Source organism: Rhizobium sp. SG2393 (assembly GCF_042610495.1).
In the GTDB taxonomy this organism is placed as follows: domain Bacteria; phylum Pseudomonadota; class Alphaproteobacteria; order Rhizobiales; family Rhizobiaceae; genus RU20A.
This window is the reverse complement of sequence record NZ_JBHGAP010000008.1, coordinates 152,364-173,424: the sequence shown is the minus strand read 5'-3', so window position 1 is coordinate 173,424 and position 21,061 is coordinate 152,364. Positions and strand designations below refer to the sequence as shown.

The 21,061-nt window shown below is 63.1% G+C and carries 22 protein-coding genes; 13 read left to right on the top strand and 9 right to left on the bottom strand.

What is annotated here, in order from left to right; genetic code table 11:
- Window positions 1-187: 187 nt before the first annotated feature.
- The 9 genes from ACED18_RS16375 to ACED18_RS16335 form a co-directional block, all read right to left on the bottom strand.
- Window positions 188-904: a Bax inhibitor-1/YccA family protein gene (locus ACED18_RS16375; protein ID WP_377294160.1), complete on the bottom strand. Its 717-nt coding sequence runs from the start codon at window positions 902-904 to the stop codon at window positions 188-190.
- 34 nt (window positions 905-938) lie between these two features.
- Window positions 939-1,712 (bottom strand): anti-sigma factor family protein, encoded by a 774-nt coding sequence (locus ACED18_RS16370; protein ID WP_377294157.1) that lies wholly within the window; start codon window positions 1,710-1,712, stop codon window positions 939-941.
- A complete protein-coding gene (locus ACED18_RS16365; protein ID WP_377294155.1) occupies window positions 1,699-2,250 on the bottom strand; it encodes a sigma-70 family RNA polymerase sigma factor in 552 nt (183 codons plus the stop codon). The genes ACED18_RS16370 and ACED18_RS16365 overlap by 14 nt, the downstream gene beginning before the upstream one ends.
- 398 nt (window positions 2,251-2,648) lie before the next feature.
- On the bottom strand, window positions 2,649-3,110 hold the full coding sequence (locus tag ACED18_RS16360) for a YbaK/EbsC family protein (RefSeq protein WP_377294153.1): 462 nt from the start codon (window positions 3,108-3,110) through the stop codon (window positions 2,649-2,651).
- A 42-nt stretch (window positions 3,111-3,152) separates the two neighbouring features.
- Window positions 3,153-3,341 (bottom strand): hypothetical protein, encoded by a 189-nt coding sequence (locus ACED18_RS16355; RefSeq protein WP_377294151.1) that lies wholly within the window; start codon window positions 3,339-3,341, stop codon window positions 3,153-3,155.
- 11 nt (window positions 3,342-3,352) lie between these two features.
- A complete protein-coding gene (locus tag ACED18_RS16350) occupies window positions 3,353-3,607 on the bottom strand; it encodes a GlsB/YeaQ/YmgE family stress response membrane protein (RefSeq protein ID WP_377294149.1) in 255 nt (84 codons plus the stop codon).
- Between the two features lie 259 nt (window positions 3,608-3,866).
- Entirely contained in the window at window positions 3,867-4,109 is a 243-nt protein-coding gene (locus ACED18_RS16345; RefSeq protein WP_377294147.1) for a DUF1902 domain-containing protein, read from the bottom strand.
- A gap of 137 nt (window positions 4,110-4,246) precedes the next feature.
- Window positions 4,247-5,542, bottom strand: a complete 1,296-nt coding sequence (gene rhaI, locus ACED18_RS16340; RefSeq protein WP_377294145.1) for an L-rhamnose catabolism isomerase — start codon at window positions 5,540-5,542, stop codon at window positions 4,247-4,249.
- Between the two features lie 15 nt (window positions 5,543-5,557).
- Window positions 5,558-7,648, bottom strand: a complete 2,091-nt coding sequence (locus tag ACED18_RS16335; RefSeq protein ID WP_377294143.1) for a bifunctional rhamnulose-1-phosphate aldolase/short-chain dehydrogenase — start codon at window positions 7,646-7,648, stop codon at window positions 5,558-5,560.
- A gap of 204 nt (window positions 7,649-7,852) precedes the next feature.
- Here ACED18_RS16335 and ACED18_RS16330 point away from each other — a divergent pair, with 204 nt between their 5' ends.
- The 13 genes from ACED18_RS16330 to visN all read left to right on the top strand — a co-directional run bounded on the left by ACED18_RS16330 (window position 7,853) and on the right by visN (window position 21,051).
- Entirely contained in the window at window positions 7,853-8,656 is an 804-nt protein-coding gene (locus ACED18_RS16330) for a DeoR/GlpR family DNA-binding transcription regulator (RefSeq protein WP_377294141.1), read from the top strand.
- A 554-nt stretch (window positions 8,657-9,210) separates the two neighbouring features.
- A complete protein-coding gene (locus ACED18_RS16325) occupies window positions 9,211-10,872 on the top strand; it encodes a globin-coupled sensor protein (protein WP_377294138.1) in 1,662 nt (553 codons plus the stop codon).
- A 127-nt stretch (window positions 10,873-10,999) separates the two neighbouring features.
- On the top strand, window positions 11,000-11,293 hold the full coding sequence (locus tag ACED18_RS16320) for an STAS domain-containing protein (RefSeq protein WP_377294136.1): 294 nt from the start codon (window positions 11,000-11,002) through the stop codon (window positions 11,291-11,293).
- 2 nt (window positions 11,294-11,295) lie between these two features.
- A complete protein-coding gene (gene cheY1 / locus ACED18_RS16315) occupies window positions 11,296-11,661 on the top strand; it encodes a chemotaxis response regulator CheY1 (RefSeq protein ID WP_149738432.1) in 366 nt (121 codons plus the stop codon).
- 15 nt (window positions 11,662-11,676) lie between these two features.
- Window positions 11,677-13,986, top strand: a complete 2,310-nt coding sequence (locus tag ACED18_RS16310) for a chemotaxis protein CheA (protein WP_377294133.1) — start codon at window positions 11,677-11,679, stop codon at window positions 13,984-13,986.
- A gap of 18 nt (window positions 13,987-14,004) precedes the next feature.
- Window positions 14,005-14,472 (top strand): chemotaxis protein CheW, encoded by a 468-nt coding sequence (locus ACED18_RS16305; protein WP_377294131.1) that lies wholly within the window; start codon window positions 14,005-14,007, stop codon window positions 14,470-14,472.
- Window positions 14,469-15,371, top strand: coding sequence for a protein-glutamate O-methyltransferase (locus ACED18_RS16300; RefSeq protein ID WP_377294129.1), 903 nt, complete (start codon window positions 14,469-14,471; stop codon window positions 15,369-15,371). Before ACED18_RS16305 ends, ACED18_RS16300 begins: the two co-directional genes overlap by 4 nt.
- On the top strand, window positions 15,368-16,426 hold the full coding sequence (locus tag ACED18_RS16295) for a chemotaxis response regulator protein-glutamate methylesterase (RefSeq protein WP_377294127.1): 1,059 nt from the start codon (window positions 15,368-15,370) through the stop codon (window positions 16,424-16,426). The genes ACED18_RS16300 and ACED18_RS16295 overlap by 4 nt, the downstream gene beginning before the upstream one ends.
- Window positions 16,426-16,815 (top strand): response regulator, encoded by a 390-nt coding sequence (locus tag ACED18_RS16290; protein WP_377294125.1) that lies wholly within the window; start codon window positions 16,426-16,428, stop codon window positions 16,813-16,815. The genes ACED18_RS16295 and ACED18_RS16290 overlap by 1 nt, the downstream gene beginning before the upstream one ends.
- Window positions 16,812-17,366 carry a chemoreceptor glutamine deamidase CheD gene (cheD, locus tag ACED18_RS16285; RefSeq protein ID WP_377294123.1) on the top strand — a complete coding sequence of 185 codons (555 nt, stop codon included), beginning with the start codon at window positions 16,812-16,814 and terminating at the stop codon, window positions 17,364-17,366. Before ACED18_RS16290 ends, cheD begins: the two co-directional genes overlap by 4 nt.
- Window positions 17,367-17,447: 81 nt before the next feature.
- The gene (locus ACED18_RS16280; RefSeq protein WP_377294121.1) at window positions 17,448-17,840 is read left to right on the top strand and encodes a hypothetical protein; all 393 of its coding nucleotides are present in this window, start codon (window positions 17,448-17,450) and stop codon (window positions 17,838-17,840) included.
- A gap of 218 nt (window positions 17,841-18,058) precedes the next feature.
- Complete coding sequence (gene fliF / locus ACED18_RS16275) at window positions 18,059-19,744, top strand: flagellar basal-body MS-ring/collar protein FliF (RefSeq protein ID WP_377294119.1); 1,686 nt, start codon at window positions 18,059-18,061, stop codon at window positions 19,742-19,744.
- A gap of 566 nt (window positions 19,745-20,310) precedes the next feature.
- Complete coding sequence (gene visN / locus ACED18_RS16270; RefSeq protein ID WP_377294117.1) at window positions 20,311-21,051, top strand: transcriptional regulator VisN; 741 nt, start codon at window positions 20,311-20,313, stop codon at window positions 21,049-21,051.
- The last annotated feature ends 10 nt before the right edge of the window (window positions 21,052-21,061 follow it).

Here is a 21,061-nt window from a genome sequence, read left to right as displayed (position 1 = left end):
TAAACGCGATCAGGTCCAGTAACTCAAGGCTCTAAATTTGGTTGAAATCCACCTTTGATCGAAAAACATGCAAGGTGGTTTACGGAGGTCACGCACCTCTCGGGAAAATTCAGAACCGCGGCGTCTTAACAAGAAGGGCCGGCACTCGAATGAAGTGCCGGCCCTGATATCATCCGCGGGGGGCGCCTTATTCCCGCTCGCCCGTGAAGTTCAACAGCAGCTGGAAGATGTTGACGAAGTTCAGGTAGAGCGACAGCGCACCGAACACGGCCATCTTGCTGCGGGATTCCTGGTCGAAATTCTCCGCATACTGTTCCTTGATGTTCTGCGTGTCCCAGGCGGTCAGGCCGACGAACACGACGATGCCTATCACCGAGATCGCGAACTGCAGCGCGGACGAGCCGAGGAAGATGTTCACGATCGAGGCGATGACGACGCCGATCAGGCCCATCATCAGGAACGAGCCGAACTTCGACAGGTCACGCTTCGTCACGTAGCCGAAGAGGCTGGTCGCGCCGAACATGGTCGCGGCGATGAAGAAGGTGCGCGCGATCGACGTGCCCGTGAAGACCAGGAACACCGAGGCGAGTGACAGGCCCATGACGGCGCAGAAGGCCCAGAAGGTCATCTGTGCGGTTGCCGCCGACATCGCCTGGATGCGGAACGAGAAGAAGAACACGAAGGCGAGCGGCGCCAGCATCACCACCCATTTCAGCGGCGACTGGAAAATCGGTACGTAGAGCGCCGGTGTGGAGCCGACGATGAAGGCCACGATGCCGGTGATCACGAGGCCGAGGCCCATATAGTTGTAGACGCGCAGCATGTGCTGGCGCAGGCCCTCGTCGAAAAGGGCGGCCGACTGGGCGGAAGCGCCATAGCCGGTGTGGAGCGGAGACGGATTCATGATCGAATAACTCCCGTTCGTCGTTGATCAGGTTTCAGTAGAGCGCGCGGGCAATCCGCTGCGCCGTTTCGTCGAGCCGGTCCGGATGCGGCGTGTCCGAGACCAGGGCATAGGCGACCTCGCCGATCTGCCAGTAGGCAGCCTCCGCGGGGCCGGCATGAAGAAGCGCGACAGGCTCCACCGCGAAGGAGCCGGGCCGCACCGCAAAGAGCGACAGGCGCCCGCCATCCTCCGGCGTGATCGCCAGCTCCACGCTCGGCCCGAAGGCGGAGGGGAAGATCTGGCTGTCCGTCACCCGCCAGCCTTTCGGCAGTTCGGGCAGAACGATGCCGGTGGCGGCGCGAATTTCGGTCGCGTCGAACTTTGTTGTCTCCGCCTGCGAGGCCATGCCTTCGCGCAGCTTCGCCGTTGCGTGGGCACGCACCGCCTCCTCCACGAAGGCCGGCGCCGGTTCCGAGGCCACCACGCTTTTCGCGCCGAGTGGGCCAAAGGAGGAGTGCGCCGCCCAGCCGACGCCGATGAAGAGCGCGACGGTTGCCGCGCGCCGCAGGCCTGACATCAGTGGACGGAACGAAAGAGCGCGCTCCAGCCTGCGGGCCGCTTCACGCGTCTCAGGGCGATGCTCGCTGCGGGCGGAGGCCAGTGCCAACCGCAATTCATCCCGCACGCGCAGGTCCGCCATGACCCGGGCGGCGATATCCGGCCGTTCCGAGAGATAGGCTTCCACCGCGATGCGGCGCGCGACGGGCAGCTGGTCATCGACATAGGCATCGAGATCGCCATCGAGAATGGGGTCAGCCATTGTCATCGCTGCTACCTCCCACGAGTTTGAGATGAGGTGTTGCAGAGGCCCCGCGCCTTGTCTCGTCCTCGAAGGCACGCAGACGGGCACGGGCGCGTGAAACGCGAGACATCAACGTCCCCACGGGGATGCCGAGCGCGTCGGCCGCCTCCTGGTAGGAAAGATCCTCGATCGCCACGAGATGCAGCGCGGCACGCTGGTCTTCCGGCAGGGCGAAGAAGGCGCCTTCCAGCTGCTTCAGGCGCACCGACAGATCCTGCGGCGCGGCCATGGCCTCGGGCGCAAGCTCTGCAGCCGCCGTTTCGCGCGCCAGCCGGGAGCGGCCGCGTCGGATGCGGTCGATATGGGCGTTGTGCAGGATCGACATCAGCCAACTGCGCAGATTGCCGCCGCTATGGAACGTGCTCTGCTTCTCATAGGCACGAACCAGCGCGTCATGCACGAGGTCTTCCGCCTCGTCCGGCGAGCGCACGAGCGACAGCGCATAGCGCCGGAGGGCGCCAAGCTGGCCGAGCACGTCAAAGCTGGTCTTTCGCGGTGTCATGCCGGATATACGCAGCCGTTGGCCATTCTCTTCCGTCGTCCTGAAGATTTTTTTGCCAGATCCTTCAAGCACCACGAGATTGCATGAGAAAGGCCTTAATTGCCCCTTAACTTGTGAGGCGCAAATATGATCGCCCAGACGATTTCAGGATCAAAAGGCCTCATTCGCGCGTTGCGCTGATGAAAGGCCGGTCGGGGCGGCGCAAGCCGGATAGCCGACACTTCCAATCGTCACACCCGTCCGCAGCATGGAGGACGCTGCGGGCTGATCCAAGGAGGAGACAGCATGGCACACCGCATCATGCTCGTACTGCTGCAGTTCATGGCCGCCATGTCGATCGGCTCGCTGGTAATCCTGTTCACCGTGGTCTGAGCGGGCAAGTCTGGCAAGCCATACGCTTATGCGGAGCAGACATCGACCCACTCCGCGCCGGTGATCGCCGCCATGCGCTCGGGTGAAAGGCGCACGGCAGCGTTGATGGCTCCCGCGGCTGGCACGACGATGTCGAAGGCTTTCAGCGACACGTCGCAGTAGACCGGCATCGGCCCCGGCAAGCCGAAGAGGCAGACGCCCCCGACGGGGTGACCCGTCTCTGTTTCCACCTCATCGAGCCCCAGCATTTTCGCCTTCGCACCGAAGCGTTCGCGGAATTTCCTGTTGTCCAGGCGCGCATCGCCGCGCGTGGCGATCAGGATGACGCCTTCCGGAAGACGAAGCGCCAGGGTCTTGCAGATCTGTGCGGGTGCAACCCCGTGGCCCGCCGCCGCCAGTTCCACTGTCGCTGTGCTCTGTTCGAGCTCGATGACGGCGATATCCGGCGCATGTTGGGCAAAGAAGGCCTTGACGGAAGAAAGGCTCATGAAGGGATGGTCCGTTCGCTCTCGTATCGTGCGAACCGGATATCAGTCGTCGTTCGTGGCGTCCAGTTCCTCCGGCCGCAGTCCCTCCTGCCGGGCCGGCAGGAAGCCGTTTTCCGAAAGCCAGCTTTCAACGATGAAGGCGAGCGCACCGTCGCGCCCGCCATGCTCGGGATGACGCTCCACATAGGCCGAAAGCGCGGCTTCAAGGTGATCAGGCACGGTGTCGGCCATGGTGTTTCTCCTCAGGCGCGTTTGATGACGCGGATGAGCACGAGCAGGATGATCGCGCCGATGGTCGCATGGATGATCGAGGCGAGGATGCCGCCACCCAGCGTGAAGCCGAGCGCGGGGAATAGTGCGCCTGCAATCACAGCGCCGATGATGCCGACGACGATGTTGCCGAAGAGGCCGAAGCCGAACCCGGACACGATCAGCCCCGCCAGCCAGCCGGCAACCGCCCCGATCAGAAGAAAGACGAGAAGATTTTCAATGCTCATGACGAGCCCCCTGATGATGGTAACGGGAAATATCTAGGGCACGGGGCTGCGAAGGGGAGGGGCGCTGAGCCTAGAACGCCTTGGGCATTAAGTGTTTCGTTGGCCGTGTGCCGAGACTTGACGCCGCTGTCGACCGTGAAATGGCGTTTCGTAAGAGGACTGAACCAGATCTCGTGATCGCCTTTGCCAGCCCGCACGAAATGGCAGCCGGCGGACGTAAGCAATGCCTTGAGATCCCGCAGATACCCCGCCATGACGATCAGAAATGGGGGTTGGGGATTTTCAGAACATGTTCTGTCCGAACACGAACCGGAATCTCCGGCAGATCGGGTCCTTTCCCGTTCAATTCCAGAAGGTCGGACACCGCATCGGCGATCTTTCGTTCAAGTTTTTCGAGGGTATCGGCCTCAACGGCCAATCCGTCGATATCCTCGCTGGTCGCAAACCAGACCGAGGCTTCTTCGTCCCAGGTCGCGGTGACGACCATTGTCGTATCCAGCATGTCGCCTCCGAGAACGTGACGCGGCGCACCAATGATCGCCGCTTGCGGATCAGACGATAACGTAGGTCCAAAACACCTGAAATGCAAAAAAAGGGCCGGCACGCATGCCAGCCCCCGAATGCAAACGCCCGTTACGCTCAGACGATCCCGCCGCCGCCGCCGCTGACGGCCGGGCGCTTGGCGCCGACCGCTGCGCGGTAGCCACTTTCGCGGAAGCAGGCGATTGGGTCGATGGCGCCGCCGTTTTCGAGGCGTGCCATGGCGAGGATCGGCTCCACGTCGGTGCGGAACCCGCTCTTCAGCGTCTCGCTCGCCATCAGCGCATCGTTGTCTGCCTGATAGCCATCCAGTGCCTTTCGATCGACCAGCAGCGCCTGGGCGTAAGCGCGGCAGATCTCGGTCGCACTGCGCATCAGGCTTTCGATCGGGTCGGTCACGTTGTGGCTCTGGTCGATCATGTGCGCCGGGCTGAAATCGCCCGCCCCCCGCGTTTCGGCATCCACCAGCTCGTTGAAGACGAGATAGAGGCGGTAGGGGTCGACGCTGCCCGTGTCGAGGTCGTCGTCGCCATACTTGGAATCGTTGAAGTGGAAACCACCCAGCTTCTTGAACTGGATGAGACGGGCAACGATCATTTCAATGTTGACGTTCGGTGCATGGTGGCCGAGGTCCACGAGGCAGTAAGCCTTCGGCCCGAGCTCCTGGGCGATCAGGTAGTTCGTGCCCCAGTCCTGCACGACGGTGGAGTAGAAGGCCGGTTCGAACATCTTGTGTTCGGAGAAGATCCGCCAGTCCTCCGGCAGCCCCTTGTAGATCGCCTTCATCGCATCGAGATAATTCTCGAACGAGCGGGTGAAGTGGCTCTGGCCCGGGAAGTTGGAGCCATCGCCGATCCACACCGTGAGCGCCTTGGAGCCGAGCGCCCGGCCGATCTCGATGCATTCCAGATTGTGCTCGATCGCCTGCCGGCGCGTCGCCGCGTCATTGTGGGAGAGCGAGCCGAACTTGTAGGAATGCGCCTGTCCCGGCTGGTCCTGGAAGGTGTTGGAGTTCATGGCGTCGAAGCCGAGGCCAAGCGCCTCGCCGCGCTGCTTCAGCGCCGCGAGATCGTCCACCTTGTCCCACGGAATATGCAGCGAAACCGCCGGCGTCGCCCGCGTCAGCTGCTGGATGACGGCGCAGTCCTCGATCTTGTCGAAGATGTTGCGTGGCTCGCCCGCGCCCGGAAAACGGGCAAAGCGCGTGCCGCCGGTGCCGACCCCCCAGGAGGGAACGGCAACGCCGTAGGCAGCGACCTTCGCCTTCAGGGCATCGATGTCGACACCGCCGCGCGCGAGTTTTGCGCCAAGCGCTGCGTAGTCCGACTGAAGATCAGCGCGGCGCTTGTCGTTGTGGGCCTCGATCACGGAGGCGGAAATCATCTGGTCAGACATGGATCCCTCCCGTCCTCAACGCGTGAACGACTGGGCGTTGCCCGCATCAACATTGATGATGTTGCCGGTGGACTTGGCAGACAGCGGCGAGGCGAGGAAGTAGACCGCCTCGGCAATGTCTTCCGGATAGACGCCGAGCTTGAGCATGGAGCGCTCGCGGTAGTGCGCCTCCAGATCATCGGTCTTGTAGGCGGCCGCGCGCTGCTCGCGCCATTCGCCGGACCAGATCTTCGAGCCGCGGATTACCGCGTCCGGATTGACCGTGTTGACGCGGATACCGGCGGACGCGCCTTCGAGTGCCAGGCAGCGGGCGAGGTGGATTTCTGCCGCCTTGCCCGTGCAATAGGCCGAGGCACCCGGAGATGCCGCAAGGCCGTTCTTGGAAGCGACGAAGACGATGTTGCCGCCGGCCTTCTGGTTGCGGAAGATGCGGAAGGCTTCACGCGACACAAGGAAGTAGCCGGTCGCGAGAATGTCGATGTTCTTGTGCCAGAGCGCCAGCGAGGTGTCCTCGACCGGTGCCGAGGAGGCAAGGCCGGCATTGGAAACGAGGATGTCGAGCCCGCCATATTCGGTCAGCGCATCCTCGAAGCCCTTGATGACATCGTCTTCGCTGGTGACGTTGATGCGCACGCTGCGCACTTGGTCGGCGCCGAACTTCGCGCCGAGTTCCTTGTTGGCTTCCGCCATCGCCGCCTCGTCGATATCGGCGATGACGACGCAGGCGCCCTCCTGCATCAGGCGGATGGCGGTTGCCTTGCCGATGCCGCCAGCGCCGCCGGTGACGAGCGCCACCTTGCCGGCCAGGGACTTCGGCTTCGGCATGCGCTGGAGCTTTGCTTCCTCCAGCAGCCAGTATTCAATGTCGAAGGCTTCCTGTTCCGGCAGGCCGACATAGGTCGAAACGCCGGAAGCGCCACGCATGACGTTGATGGCATTGACGTAGAATTCGCCGGAGATGCGGGCCGTCGCCTTGTCCTTGGCAAAGGTGATCATGCCCACGCCGGGAACCAGATAGACGACCGCATTCGGATCGCGCATGGCCGGGCTGTCGGCATGCTTGCAGCGCTCGTAGTACGCGGCATAGTCGGCGCGGTAGGCTTCAAGCGCCGCCGGCAAACCGGCCAGCGTCGTTTCCACATCGGGCTTTGCCGGATCGAAGGCGATCACGAGCGGACGGATCTTGGTGCGCAGGAAGTGGTCCGGGCAGCTGGTGCCGAGCGCGGCAAGCGCTTCCATGTCCTTGCCGGACACGAAATCGAGCACGGCCTGGCTGTCGTCGAAATGGCCGACCTTGGCTTCGGAGCCGCTGATGAGGCCACGGATGACCGGCATCAGCTTGCGGGCAACCGCCTTGCGCTCGGCCGCGTCGAGAACCGGGCGGACGGCGCCGCCGAAAGCCGGCTTGGTGTTGTTTTCCTCGAACCAGGCAATTGCCTTGTTGATGATCTCGACCGTCGTCTCATAGGCTTCCTTGGCCGTATCACCCCAGGTGAAGAGGCCGTGGCTCTCGAGAATGAGACCGCGGGCGTCAGGGTTCTTGGCGCAGAAATCCGAAAGCCACAGGCCGAGTTCGAAGCCGGGGCGCTTCCAGGGCAGCCAGCCGATCTCGCCGCCGAAGATCTGGTCGGTGAGTTCGCGGCTGTTGGCGGATGCGGCAATCGCGATGATCGCGTCCGGATGCATGTGGTCCACATGCGTCTTCGGCACGAAGGCGTGCAGCGGCGTATCGATGGAAGCAGCGCGCGGGTTGAGGTTGAAGGTGCAGTGCGGGAGGTAGCCGACCATCTCGTCTTCGAAGGCGACGCCGCGATAGATCCCTTTCAGGGCTTCCAGCTTCTCCATGTAGAGCGTCGCGAAACCGTCCATCTTGATCGTGCCGACGTCGCCGCCCGAGCCCTTGACCCAGAGAACCTCGACGTCCTTGCCTGTCAGCGGATCGCGCTCGATCACCTTGGCGGAGGTGTTGCCGCCGCCGTAATTGGTGATGCGCTTGTCGGAGCCGAGCAGGTTGGAGCGGTAAAGCAGCCGTTCGGCCTCGCTCATGCCTGCCGCCTTGGCGTCGTCCCACAGGTTGGCCAGGCGTGCGCCTTCATTCGATGTCATCTTGAGATTCCTCCCCAGGAAAGAGATGTGCAGCCGGTCAAGGCGCCGACTGTCGATGCTGCAGGATTCCACGGGCTGCTGGCGAATGTCAATCAAGAACAATCATAAACGATCATAAATCGTCAAATAAGGCGTCTGTTGCGCGCTTTTGATTGACATTGCTCATTTGGGCATCAAGGATGATCACGCAGAAAGGGGGCAGGCATGCATGAGAAGGAACGCCATCGGATCATTCTGTCGGCCGTCCAGCAGCAACCCGTGGCGACAGTTTCCGCACTGGTGGAGCTGACGGGAAGCTCGGAAGCGACGATCCGGCGCGACATTGCGGCCCTCCACCTGCAAAAGCGGCTGCGGCGTGTTCGCGGCGGCGCGGAAGCCCTTGCGCCACCCGCGGTCATTGGCCTTGCCGGCCGTCCCTATGCCGTCAACGAAAGCCTGAACGCGCGTGAGAAGAATGCGATCGCCCGCGCCGCAGTGGCCCTCTGCGAGGATGGCGAGCCCATCATCATCAATGGCGGGACCACGACCTTTCCGATGGTCCATCCGCTCGCCAGCCGGCGCATGACGGTCTTCACCAATTCCTTCCCGATTGCAGAACACCTGATCAAGCACTCGAAGAATACGGTGATGCTCTCCGGAGGCACGGTCTACCGCGAGCACAACATCATTCTGAGCCCCTTCGACAATGACGTCACGCGCAACTTCTATGCGCGGCGCATGTTCATGGGCGCCCAGGGGCTCGGGCCGCTCGGATTGATGGAGACGGACCCGCTGTTGATCCAGGCCGAGCAGAAGCTGATCAGCCAGGCCGATGAACTGGTCGTGCTGATCGATTCCTCGAAGTTCCGTCACCGCTCCAGCCTCATCCTGTGCGGACTGGACAGGATTGCGACCGTGATTACCGACTGGAATGTCGAGGATCGCGATGCACGTATGCTGGAAGCGGCCGGCGTTCGTCTCGTGGTGGCCGAAGATCTCGCGGCCGGTCGTTCCGATGGAACAGGCTGAGCCACATCCGCGCATGGCGGTTTTGGCCCCGAGAGCCGGGCTGTCGATTTGTCAGAAGTGAGGCTTCTCAGCCGGTTGCGAGCGACCGGCAAGCCGCGCATGCATGCCGATGGCCATGGCCGAAAGCGAGCCGAGCAGCGCGGCCGTTAAAGTCAGAACGATCATGGTCCTTCTCCGGGCGATCATTGCCATCCCTGACACTCGCAGGAGCCGCTTGCCCGAAACTGATGAAACCCTTGCAAACCCGTGCTTCTGGTCATGTGAGCATATCCGAAAGGACGAGCGGTGGGGGGCTTTCGTTAACCTTCAAGCAAGGAATTAACCATAAACATTGTCTTGCACGTCGGAATGGGTGACGTCCGATCTCCCGCCTTGGCATGACGCCGCTTCGTTGCACCGGTCTCGGTCCGGTATGGCACTTCTATCTGACATTTTCGTGGGACCAGAAAAGCAAGGGTCACTGCCCCTCGATTGCGCGCAAACGCGCGACGGAGAGGCACGACAAGAGCCCGCAAGTCCCCAACGACATGCACTTCTGAAGACCGGGGAACAGAGTGGATCAGGGCCAGGCACAGGAACAGGCGGGACGGGAGCGGGCAGGCAGCCTGCAGGACCGTTTGCGCTTTGCCGGCCTCGACGAGGCGGGCTGCGGCGCGATCCGCGCCCATCGCACCTCCCTGTCCGAGCGCGTCGATGTCGCGCTGCGGGATCACTTCCACCGTATCCAGACGAGCCGCGATGCCGGCCGTGTCTTCAAGAGCGAACGTGCGCTGGACAGGCTGCACGATCTTCATCTTTCGCACTGGAGCGTCCTGACCGACGCACGCTTCGACAGTCTTTACGCCGAGCGCGTCAAGGTGCTTGCCGATGCGCAGGCCCGCATGGGCATCGAGCCCCGCTGGCAGGTGGCGGGCCATGCCGTGGTCGTTGAGCATCTCGTCAGCCAGCTCGTCGATGAATTCTGGCCGCGCGGCATGTTCGGCGCCGGAAAGTCCCGTCGCGAGGAGCTGCAGTCGCTTCTGGCCGGCGTGCTGCGCATGGCCTTCGTCGATCTGGAAATCGCCGTCTCGCTGCGTTTCAACGATCTGCGTCTCGGTCACCAGCGCCAGTTGAACGAGCAGCATGCCGAGGACGAGGCCGCGACCGACGCGCTGTTCGGCGATGTCGTCCGCGCCCTTCGCGAGCGCAATCTCGCCGTTCGCGCCAATGCCGATACGGCCGGCAACCACCGTCCGCTGGTGGAGACCTTCAATGAAGCCCTGGACGATCTGCGCAACTTCTGCCTGGAAGGTCGCGCAAAGGCCGAGCGTGCCGGAACGCTGGCTGCATCCATCGCCGAAGACACAGGACGCCTGGCCGAGAGCGCTGCCGAGCAGTCGGAACGTCTCGCCGAGCGTCAGACGACGCTGGCCGAAATGGCAGACGCCCTGCGCAGCGGCGCAGCACGTATCCGCGACACCGAGCGCGATGCCGGCACGGCGCGCGAAAGCGTCGAGGCGAGCGGTGCCGTCGCCGGCCAGGCCATCGCCGCCATGGCGGATATCGAAAGCTCTGCCGAAAAGATCGGCCAGATCATCGGCGTCATCGACGAGATCGCCTTCCAGACCAACCTGCTGGCGCTGAATGCGGGCATCGAGGCGGCGCGCGCCGGCGACAGCGGTCGCGGCTTTGCCGTCGTCGCCCAAGAGGTCCGCGCCCTTGCCCAGCGCTCCGGTGATGCCGCGCGCGAGATCAAGCAGCTGGTTTCCGATACCAAGTCCCAGGTCGAGACCGGCGTGAAGATCGTCGGTCGCACCCAGGATGCCATCAGTGCCATCGTCGGCCAGGTCACCGGCATCAACCAGTCGATGGCGACCATCTCTGCGGACGCGAACCGCCACGTGGCCGCGCTCGACGAGGCAACCCGCGACATCGGCGATCTCTCGCAGGCTGTCGGCCAGACGGCCCGTCGCGCCGGCGAGGCCGGGCAGGCCACCGGCGATCTCGCCACCGTCATTCTCGAACTGGGCGCGACGATCCGCAGCTTCCAGGTCGAGCGCCCCGCTTACCAGGACGCCCAGCGTGTGGCGGCCCATCCGAGTGGTTCCGGGCGCGCCCGTGCCGCCGCTGCACTCGTCCCCGTCGACGCCGATGCGGCCGATGACGAGCTTTCCTTTCTCGATGGCGCGCTTGAAACGCCGCGCCGTCTGGCTGCCGGAGGATCGCGCCATGCGTGAGACGATCCGGATGGTGGCCTCGCGCCGCCGCGCTTTTGAACCGCAGGGCCCGCCCCGAGGGGGCATGCCGCCGGTCGTGGGAAATCTTCCCCGCCACTTCACCGCCTCGGGAAAGGGACAGTAGCTAATGGCGCCCAGAAAAACTGCTTCGAAGACCATTGTTCTGAAGCCGGTGCTCGACATGAACGAAGCCACCGCGCTCCACCAGTCCTTTACGGCCGCTCGCGGCCACGCCGTCACCATCGATGCATCCGCCGTGGAGCGGACCGGGACGCTTTGCGTGCAGGTTCTCTTGGCCGCGTCGCGCACCTGGCAAAACGAAAAACAGCCTTTCACCTTCTCCAAGGTGTCCGAGGCTTTCACGAAAACCACGCAGCTGATCGGCATCAATTTCGATCATCTGACGGCTAAGGAGATTTAGAAATGAAGAAAAAGGTTCTTACGGTCGATGACTCCCGCACGATCCGGAACATGCTTCTGGTGACGCTGAACAATGCCGGCTTCGAGACCTATCAGGCCGAAGACGGCGTCGAGGGCCTCGAAGTTCTCGAAGAAGCCAATCCCGATGTCATCGTCACCGACATCAACATGCCGCGCCTCGACGGCTTCGGCTTCATCGAGGGCGTGCGCCGCAACGACAAGTACCGGGCCGTCCCCATCCTCGTTCTGACCACCGAAAGCGATGCGGAAAAGAAGAACCGCGCACGCCAGGCCGGCGCCACCGGCTGGATCGTGAAGCCCTTCGATCCGACCAAGCTGATCGATGCCATCGAACGTGTAACCGCCTAATCCAGGATTTTCCCCATGGATATGAACGAAATCAAAGAGATCTTTTTCCAGGAGTGCGAAGAGCAGCTCGCGGAACTGGAATCGGGTCTTCTGAAGCTGAACGATGGCGATCGTGACCCGGAAACGGTCAATGCCGTCTTCCGCGCCGTCCACTCGATCAAGGGTGGCGCGGGTGCGTTCGGCCTCGACGATCTCGTGGCCTTTGCCCACGTTTTCGAGACGACTCTTGATTGCGTTCGATCCAACAAGCTCGAGCCCGGGCCGGAAGTCCTGAAGGTGATGCTGAAATCGGCGGACGTTCTCGCCGACCTGACCAATGCCGCCCGTGACGGCGGCTCGGTGGATCAGGCGCGCAGCAAGCAACTGATCCGCGAACTTGAGGCGCTGGCGGCCGGCGAAATCCCGGTTGCCGTCGAGGCGCCGGTCGCCAAGCCCGCGGCCCCCGAGCCGGTCGCACCCGCTGCCGCTGCTCCGGCCGCAACCAACGAAGACGGCTTCCAGCCGATTGGCTTCTCCTTCGACGAATTCGACACCGCCGTCGATGAAGGCGAAGTCCTGATGGTCACCCCGACCTTCGAGGTGATCTTCAAGCCGAAGTCGGAGCTCTTCGCAAAGGGCAACGATGCCACGCTCCTTCTGCGCGATCTTTCCAAGATCGGCGAAATGAGCATCTACTGCAACAGCGACGAACTCCCGACGCTCGAGGAGATGAACCCCGAGCGCGCCTATCTCAGCTGGAAGATCCAGGTAAAGACGGACAAGGGCGAGGAAGGCATTCGCACCGTCTTCGAATTCGCCGAATGGGATTGCGATCTCGACGTCACCGACATCACCAATGTCGACCAGCCGGCCGATGACGACATGCCGATGCAGCCGATTCCCTTCGATCTGGCCCTGCTCGAGGAGCCTGAAGACCACGAGCGCCCGATCGGCGTCGTGGAGGAAGAGGAACATCTGGCCGGTCGCGGTCAGGACGACCAGCACGCCGCCGTTGCTGCCGCCACGACCGCCACCAAGGTTGTCGAAATGGCCGGCCAGGCTGCACGGCAGCCGGCCGAACAGCGCGCCGCACCCTCTGCCGCCGCCAACAATGCCGCCGCCGCCCAGGCTGCCGCTGGCACCCCGACGATCCGCGTCGATCTCGACCGCGTCGATCGCCTCATCAACCTCGTCGGCGAACTTGTGATCAACCAGGCGATGCTCTCCCAGAGCGTCGTGGAGAACGACACCAACGGCACCTCCTCGATCAACATGGGTCTGGAAGAACTCCAGCAGCTGACCCGCGAGATCCAGGACTCGGTGATGGCCATCCGCGCCCAGCCTGTGAAGCCCGTCTTCCAGCGCATGTCGCGTATCGTCCGGGAAGTCGCCGACATGGTCGGAAAGTCGATCCGCCTCGTCACGGAAGGTGAAAACACCGAAGTGGACAAGACGGTCATCGACAAGCTGGCCGAGCCGCTGACCCACATGATCCGCAATGCCGTGGACCATGGCATCGAAACGCCCGAAAAGCGCGTCGCCGCCGGCAAGAACCCGGAAGGCACCGTCAAGCTCACCGCCAAGCATCGCTCGGGCCGCATCGTCATCGAGCTTGTCGACGACGGCGCCGGTATCAACCGCGAGAAGGTTCGCCAGAAGGCGATCGACAACGATCTCATCGCCGCCGACGCCAATCTGTCGGACGAGGAAATCGACAACCTGATCTTCATGCCGGGCTTCTCCACGGCCGACAAAATCTCGGACATCTCCGGCCGCGGGGTCGGCATGGACGTGGTCAAGCGCTCGATCCAGGCCCTTGGTGGCCGCATCTCGATCTCCTCGCGCCCCGGCAACGGCTCGACCTTCACCATGAGCCTGCCGCTGACGCTCGCCGTCCTCGACGGCATGGTCGTCACGGTGGCCGGCCAGACGCTCGTCGTGCCGCTCACGGCCATCGTCGAGACGCTGCAGCCCGAGGCAGCGGCGATCCATTCCTTCGGTTCCAACCAGCGGCTGATCTCGATCCGCAACTCCTTCTGCCCGCTGGTCGATGTCGGCCGGATACTCAACTTCCGCTACCAGCAGGCCAATCCGGTGGAGGGTGTCGCGCTTCTCGTGGAGTCCGAAGGCGGTGGCCAGCGCGCACTGATGGTCGATGCCATCCAGGGCCAGCGCCAGGTGGTCATCAAGAGCCTCGAGGCCAACTACACCCACGTGCCGGGCATTGCGGCCGCAACAATCCTCGGTGATGGACGCGTCGCGCTCATTCTCGATGTTGATGCGATCGTTGCAGCCTCGCGTGGCCAGCCCCTCCGGTCTGACAGTTCGCTTGCAGCAGCAGGTTAAGTTTCAGGGTTGAGTGTCATGAGCAACATCGCAAAAAATCTTGTTCAGGGGAGCCGGGAGCTGATCGCTTTCCGGATCGGTGACCAGGAGTTCTGCGTGAACATCATGTCGGTGCGTGAAATCCGTGGCTGGACCCCAGCCACGCCGATGCCGCACGCGCCTTACTATGTACTGGGCGTCATCAATCTGCGCGGTGCCGTCCTGCCGATCATCGATCTGTCCATGCGTCTGGGAATGAAGGCGGCCGAACCGACCGTTCGTCACGTCATCATCGTTGCCCAGGTCAATACCAAGGTCGTCGGCCTGCTCGTGGATGCCGTGTCGGATATCCTGACGATCACCGATGAGAATATCCAGCCGACCCCCGATGTGGCCTCGGAGTTCGAACGCAATTTCGCCCGCGGCATTCTCGCCATCGAGAAGCGGATGATCTGCTACATCGAACTCGACGCCATCTTCCCCCAGAGCGAAAGCGAGGCGGCATGATGGCCGTTGCCCATATCGACAGCCGCCAGTCCCTCGACGAGTGCCTCGCCACGGGCGAGTACCCGTTGACGCGTCGTGATCTCAACGAGATCGCGACGATGATCTATTCCGACGCGGGCATCTATCTCAATGAGACCAAGGCCTCGCTGGTCTATTCCCGGCTCTCCAAGCACATCCGCAATCTCGGTCTGAGCGGGTTCAAGGAATATGTTGCCCTGGTCTCGTCCCAGGCCGGTGCCGCCGAGCGGCGCGACATGCTCTCGCACCTCACGACCAACTTTACGCGCTTCTTCCGGGAGAACCATCACTTCGACCATTTGAAGAGCGATGTGCTGCCCGAACTCATCAACCGTGCCAAGGCCGGCGGACGCGTGCGCATCTGGTCGGCCGCCTGCTCCGACGGGCAGGAACCCTATTCGATCGCGCTCACCGTCCTCGGCATGCTGCCGAACGTGGCCGATTACGATTTCAAGATCCTCGCAACAGACATCGACCCCAAGATCCTCGCGATCGCCAAGGCCGGTGCCTATGATTCCGGTGCCCTGGAGACCGTCAACCCGGCCATGCGCAAGCAATGGTTCTCGGAGGTCTCCGTCAATGGTCGGCCCAAGTGGCAGATCGATGCCAGGGTCAAGCGGCTCATCACCTTCAACGAATTGAACCTGCTCGGCCAGTGGCCGTTCAAGGGCCAGTTCGACGTGATCTTCTGCCGCAACGTGGTCATCTATTTCGACGAGCCGACCCAGATGAAGATCTGGTCTCGCTTCGCGCAGATGCTGCAACCCGGCGGACATCTCTACATCGGTCATTCCGAGCGTGTCTCGGGCGACGCCAAGTCGCTCTTCGACAATATCGGGATCACCACCTATCGGTACACCGGCAAGGGAGGCCGCGCATGACGGCGCAAGCAAGAGTCCTGGTCGTCGATGACAGCCCCACCATGCGTGGGCTGATCACGGCGGTCCTCAGTGCGGATCCGGAGGTCCGGGTCGTTGGCCAGGCGGCCGACGCCATGCAGGCGCGCGCCGCCATCAAGGAGCTCGATCCCGACGTGGTGACGCTCGATATCGAGATGCCGAACATGAACGGCCTCGAATTTCTCGACAAGATCATGCGCCTGCGCCCCATGCCCGTGATCATGGTCTCGACGCTGACCCACAAGGGGGCCGAGGCCACGATCGCCGCGCTTGAAATCGGCGCCTTCGATTGCGTCGGCAAGCCGCTGCCGGGTGATCCGCATCCGTTCGGCGAACTGGCCGAGAAGGTGAAGGCGGCTGCCCGCTCGCACCGCAAGACGATGATCAGCACCAACCGCCTTGCAACCCCGCAGGCGGCCAATGTGAACATGCAGTCCGACTACCGTGCCTCGCGCCGCATTATCGCGATCGGTGCATCGACCGGCGGCGTCGAGGCTCTGATCGCGGTGCTGCAGAAGTTCCCGAAGAACTGCCCGCCGACGGTCATCACCCAGCATATGCCGCATACCTTCACCAAGAGCTTCGCGGACCGGCTGAACCGTCTCTGCGCGCCCCAGGTGGAGGAGGCGACGGACGGTGCGCGGCTCGAGATCGGCCGCGTCTACCTCGCGCCCGGCGGCGAACGTCATCTGCAGGTCGTCAATCCCTCGTCACCGTCGTGCCGGCTTGCGGATATGGGGCCTGTGAACGGCCATCGACCGTCGGTGGATGTGCTCTTTGACTCCGTGGCCGACGTCGCCGGCCGCAATTCTGTTGGCGTCATTCTGACCGGCATGGGCCGCGACGGTGCCGCCGGTCTGTTGAAAATGAGAAAAGCGGGTGCCCGGACCTTCGGGCAGAACGAAAAGACGTGTGTCGTCTACGGCATGCCGCGCGTCGCTTACGAAATGGGTGCCGTGGAACATCAGCTTCCCCTCTCGGCGATCGGAGAGGAAGTTCTCAAGTCTACGGCTGCCCGCAAAGAAGGAACGGAATAATGTCTCTCGCCGAAAAAATCAAAGTTCTGATCGTCGACGATCAGGTAACCAGCCGCCTTCTGCTCGGAGACGCCCTCCAACAGCTCGGCTTCAAGCAGATCACTGCTGCCGGTGACGGCGAGCAGGGGTTGAAGATCATGGCCCAGCAGCCGCACCACCTGGTGATCTCCGACTTCAACATGCCCAAGATGGACGGGCTCGGCCTTCTGCAGGCCGTGCGCGCCAATCCGGCCACGAAGAAGGCGGCCTTCATCATCCTGACCGCGCAGGGCGACCGCGCGCTGGTTCAGAAGGCTGCTGCGCTGGGGGCCAACAACGTACTGGCCAAGCCATTCACCATTGAGAAGATGAAGGCGGCAATCGAGGCCGTGTTTGGGGCGCTGAAATGAGCATGGACCAGGCAGGAAAGCGTGTTCACGTCATCCAGGGCGAGTACAAGGTCGTCAGTGATCCGGATGTGGTCCTGACCACCATCCTCGGCTCCTGCGTGGCGGCATGCCTGCGCGACCCCGTCGCGGGCGTCGGCGGGATGAACCATTTCCTGCTGCCCGGCTCGGCGGAAGCCCTGTCGGCCGGCGGGGATGCGACGCGCTATGGCGTGCATCTCATGGAACTTCTCATCAACGGCCTCCTGAAGAAGGGCGCGCGCAGGGATCGTCTCGAAGCCAAGATTTTTGGCGGCGCAAAGACCATCGCGCGCTTCTCGAATGTGGGCGAGCAGAACGCACGCTTCGCCCGCCAGTTCCTGAGCGACGAAGGCATCAAGATCGTCAGCGAGAGCACCGGCGGCGAGCACGGGCGCAAGCTGGAGTTCTGGCCGATCAGTGGCCGTGCCCGTCAATACGCGCTGACCGGCGTGGAAACCCAGAAGACGGTGCAGATGGAAACCCGTCCGGCACCCGTTTCGAAGCCGGCCGAAAGCTCGATCGAATTCTTCTAAGACGCGGCAGGCCTGGGCGACGATCGCCCGCTGCAGCCAAGCGACAACCCGCGCCGCGGCGCAAGCATGAGGACGGATGACATGACAGCGGAACGCCAGGGCCATTCGGCCCACTTCGAGGAAGCGCTCCCGGATGTGCTCATGCGCATCGTCTCGGAGCTGCATGACGTGGCCTATCTGATCGAGCGCATCGAACCGCAGCTCTCCGACACCAGGGGCGAGACGCACCTGACGGAAGCCGATCGGATGATGGTGCTGCAGGGCATCGACCTCGCCGTGCAGAAGACGCGCGGCCTGGCGGAATTCATCGACACCGTCACGTCCACTATCCCTGCGGAATGGCTGGTCGATGTCACCACCGCCGTCAGCCTCATCAAGCTCGCCGACATGCAGCGATCCCTCGGCCACGGCTCGCTGCGTCGCGGTCACTCCCAGCCGATCGACGACAGCGCGGGCGCCTTCGAGGCATTCTGATCGCACTGCCGCTGGCGTCCGCGCCAGCACATGCCGGGGCTTGGTCGGGCGAACACGACAAGTTCGCGCAAGTTTCGTCACCTAGGGTCATCTCGGAACCGGTGGATCTGCGTCCGCATTCGGGCGATTCGTCAGCCGGGCCGATGTGTTGACCTGCGCAACACCGGGAGAAGCGATGTCTGCTTCGATGCCCGTTGCGCTAATGGGTGCGGAACAGAATGAATCTGTTGGAACAGTTTTCGACCATCGCCAAGAATTTGGCAGGATTAGGCCAGGGCAAGCTGATCGCGCTTGCCGGCGCCGGCATCCTCGCCATGGGCCTGATCATCGCCACCGGCCTCTACGTCAACAAGCCGGCATTCGAAACCCTCTACGTCGGCCTTGAAAAACCGGACGTCAACCAGATCAGCATCGCGCTGGCCGAAGCTGGCATCGACTTCACCGTCGGTGCGGATGGGGCGTCGGTGCAGGTGCCGGTCGGCATGACGGGCAAGGCACGTCTCATGCTCGCAGAGCGCGGCCTTCCGAACAGCGCCAATGCCGGCTATGAGCTCTTCGACAATGTCGGCTCGCTCGGCCTGACCTCCTTCATGCAGGAAGTGACACGGGTGAGGGCGCTTGAAGGCGAGATCGCCCGCACCATCCAGCAGATTTCCGGCATAGCCGCCGCCCGCGTCCACATCGTCATGCCCGACCGCGGCAGCTTCCGGCGCACAGACCAGACGCCGACCGCCTCCGTCATGATCCGCGCCAGCGCGACGGTCGGCCGCAATGCTGCGGCCTCGATCCGTCATCTGGTGGCCTCATCCGTTCCGGGCCTCAACGTCGATGACGTGACCATCCTCGACTCCACCGGCCAGTTGCTTGCCACCGGCACCGATCCGGCCAACAACAATCTCAACCAGTCGCTCTCCATCGTCCAGAACGTCCAGGGCGAGATTGAAAGCAACATCGACAAGGCGCTCGCGCCCTTCCTCGGCATGGACAACTTCCGTGCCAGCGTCATGGCAAGCCTCAACACGGACAGCCAGCAGATCCAGGAAACCACCTTCGATCCCGAATCCCGCGTCGAGCGCTCCACGCGCGTGACCAAGGAGGATACGCAATCCAGCCGCCAGCAGGCCGAAAATGCCGCCACCGTGCAGCAGAACGTGCCTCAGGCTGCGCCCACCACGGGCGGCGCGGGCCCGCAGTCCAGCGACCAGGCGCAGAAGAAGGAAGAACAGACCAACTACGAGATCAACCAGAAGACCGTCGCGACCACCAAGAACAGCTATCGCATCGAAAAGCTGTCGGTCGCCGTCGTCGTCAACAAGGCCCGGGTCGCCACCATGCTGGGCGAGGGGGCCGATCAGGCGAAGGTCGACGCCTACCTGCAGGAGATGCAGAAGATCGTCGCTTCTGCCGCCGGCCTCGACACCGCACGCGGCGACGTGGTGACGCTGACAGCCATGGACTTCGTGGATAACCAGGTCCTGGACGAACCGGTCGCAGGACCCGGCGTCATGGCCGTGCTGACCCAGAACCTCGGCGGTATCATCAACGCGGTTGCCTTCCTCGTGGTCGCCTTCCTCGTGGTCTGGCTCGGCCTGCGCCCGCTGGCCCGCTCCGTCGGTCTCGGCACCCCGGCCGGCATCGAGACGGAATCCGCCGGGCTCGAACTTCCGGACTTCTCGCCGGCCCCGGTGGGCGTGGCTGCCGGCGGCGCGCTCATGGAAGGTTTCGGGTCGGACTTCGGCTTCGACAGCACCGACGATCTCCTCAGCCTCGACGACGACACATCCGGCGGCTTCAACCGCCGGGTCAAGGAAGGCCCGGAGCGGCGACTGTCCCGCATGGTGGAGATCAGCGAGGAACGCGCTGCCAAGATCCTCCGCAAGTGGGCCGTCGACAAGGCCGCCTGAGCCAAAAGCGAAAAGACAGAAGCAAGACCCGATGCCCGCCCGAAAAGGCGGGCATCGTCGTGTCTGGGCACGGAGGCCGTTATGCCCTGGCAGGTATACAGATGCTGCGGTGAGGGAGGCAGGCCCGGATCAGCAGGGACTGGACGTGACCGCGGCTGCGCCTCTCCTTGAGGGGCGTCGCCGGCAGGTCCGGAGGCTCAAACTGTTGCGTTCGTGCACCACGCCGGTGCGAAAAAATGCAGTGCGAAGGAGACGCGCAGCGATCCGTGCCCGATCGCTCATATTAACCATTTTGAAACTATTTCAGCATCTTGGAAAAATTGCCGCACCGCTTGTTCTCGCTTTGATCACTGTCGTTCCCGGTCGCCGAATCAGCGCGAATTTCTGCGCCGAAGTAAATCGCCAAAAGATGGCGGTAGTTTTTCCAACTGAGCTGCGTATCTTGGTATCCAGTTGATTCGTGTAGTGATTTGCGGATTTCGGGGCGGCGGAAAAGGCTCGAAATCCAACGATCGCGGCGGCGGGCGTGTGCGGTTTCTGCGCGGATCCATCACGGGGGCAATACCATGGATGCTGTGCAATCGGATTTTTCCGTCTGGCCGGTGCCGGGCGCAATCGAACGCGTCTCGAAGCGAGCTCGTCCTCTCGACCGGCTCGTCGATCGTCTGGCCGATCTGAGTGAAGACGGCGGCTTTACGGCCGGCCTTGCGGCGGTGACCGAATATGTCGGCGCACGCCACTACCTTCTCGCCCGCATCGACGGCGTGCCGGATGGCGATATGGATTTCGTCGTCTGCGCAGACTGGCCGTTCTATCTGGTCCGGCGCTTTGCGGCCATCTACGGGGCGGCCAACAGCCGCTCCAGCGAGTTCGAGCGCTGCGTATCGGTGCTGCGTCCGAGCTTCACGGGCCTTCCGGACGATATCGACATGCCGAAGGGCCTCAGCCGTCAATATTGCGCGCTGACCTTCAGTGTCGGCCGCATCCGCTACGTGCTGGCGCTGCTGTTTCCCGAAAACGTCATTCTCTCGCCGGAAAGCCTCAGGGAAGTGACGCTCCTGACCGGCTACTTCGCGAGCTTCGCCCAGGCCAGCAAGGGGCGCGGCGACCGCGACTACGAACTGACCGAGCGCGAGATCGAGTGCCTCTATTGGATCGCCGAAGGCAAGACGAGCGACGAGATCGCCGTCATCCTCGGCATCTCGCGCAACACGATCAACAACTACATCACCAGCGTCATGCGCAAGACCGCCACCAAGACGCGGTCCGAGGCGATTGCCCACGCCGTCCGTCACAATCTGGTCTGAGGAGGAGCGA

Excerpts from the sequence above, each read along its gene's own strand:
- ACED18_RS16375 (WP_377294160.1), bottom strand. The coding sequence starts at position 904 with ATGAATCCGTCTCCGCTCCACACCGGCTATGGCGCTTCCGCCCAGTCG.
- ACED18_RS16370 (WP_377294157.1), bottom strand. The coding sequence starts at position 1,712 with ATGACAATGGCTGACCCCATTCTCGATGGCGATCTCGATGCCTATGTC.
- ACED18_RS16365 (WP_377294155.1), bottom strand. The coding sequence starts at position 2,250 with ATGACACCGCGAAAGACCAGCTTTGACGTGCTCGGCCAGCTTGGCGCC.
- ACED18_RS16360 (WP_377294153.1), bottom strand. The coding sequence starts at position 3,110 with ATGAGCCTTTCTTCCGTCAAGGCCTTCTTTGCCCAACATGCGCCGGAT.
- ACED18_RS16355 (WP_377294151.1), bottom strand. The coding sequence starts at position 3,341 with ATGGCCGACACCGTGCCTGATCACCTTGAAGCCGCGCTTTCGGCCTAT.
- ACED18_RS16350 (WP_377294149.1), bottom strand. The coding sequence starts at position 3,607 with ATGAGCATTGAAAATCTTCTCGTCTTTCTTCTGATCGGGGCGGTTGCC.
- ACED18_RS16345 (WP_377294147.1), bottom strand. The coding sequence starts at position 4,109 with ATGCTGGATACGACAATGGTCGTCACCGCGACCTGGGACGAAGAAGCC.
- rhaI (WP_377294145.1), bottom strand. The coding sequence starts at position 5,542 with ATGTCTGACCAGATGATTTCCGCCTCCGTGATCGAGGCCCACAACGAC.
- ACED18_RS16335 (WP_377294143.1), bottom strand. The coding sequence starts at position 7,648 with ATGACATCGAATGAAGGCGCACGCCTGGCCAACCTGTGGGACGACGCC.
- ACED18_RS16330 (WP_377294141.1), top strand. The coding sequence starts at position 7,853 with ATGCATGAGAAGGAACGCCATCGGATCATTCTGTCGGCCGTCCAGCAG.
- ACED18_RS16320 (WP_377294136.1), top strand. The coding sequence starts at position 11,000 with ATGGCGCCCAGAAAAACTGCTTCGAAGACCATTGTTCTGAAGCCGGTG.
- cheY1 (WP_149738432.1), top strand. The coding sequence starts at position 11,296 with ATGAAGAAAAAGGTTCTTACGGTCGATGACTCCCGCACGATCCGGAAC.
- ACED18_RS16310 (WP_377294133.1), top strand. The coding sequence starts at position 11,677 with ATGGATATGAACGAAATCAAAGAGATCTTTTTCCAGGAGTGCGAAGAG.
- ACED18_RS16305 (WP_377294131.1), top strand. The coding sequence starts at position 14,005 with ATGAGCAACATCGCAAAAAATCTTGTTCAGGGGAGCCGGGAGCTGATC.
- ACED18_RS16300 (WP_377294129.1), top strand. The coding sequence starts at position 14,469 with ATGATGGCCGTTGCCCATATCGACAGCCGCCAGTCCCTCGACGAGTGC.
- ACED18_RS16295 (WP_377294127.1), top strand. The coding sequence starts at position 15,368 with ATGACGGCGCAAGCAAGAGTCCTGGTCGTCGATGACAGCCCCACCATG.
- ACED18_RS16290 (WP_377294125.1), top strand. The coding sequence starts at position 16,426 with ATGTCTCTCGCCGAAAAAATCAAAGTTCTGATCGTCGACGATCAGGTA.
- cheD (WP_377294123.1), top strand. The coding sequence starts at position 16,812 with ATGAGCATGGACCAGGCAGGAAAGCGTGTTCACGTCATCCAGGGCGAG.
- ACED18_RS16280 (WP_377294121.1), top strand. The coding sequence starts at position 17,448 with ATGACAGCGGAACGCCAGGGCCATTCGGCCCACTTCGAGGAAGCGCTC.
- fliF (WP_377294119.1), top strand. The coding sequence starts at position 18,059 with ATGAATCTGTTGGAACAGTTTTCGACCATCGCCAAGAATTTGGCAGGA.
- visN (WP_377294117.1), top strand. The coding sequence starts at position 20,311 with ATGGATGCTGTGCAATCGGATTTTTCCGTCTGGCCGGTGCCGGGCGCA.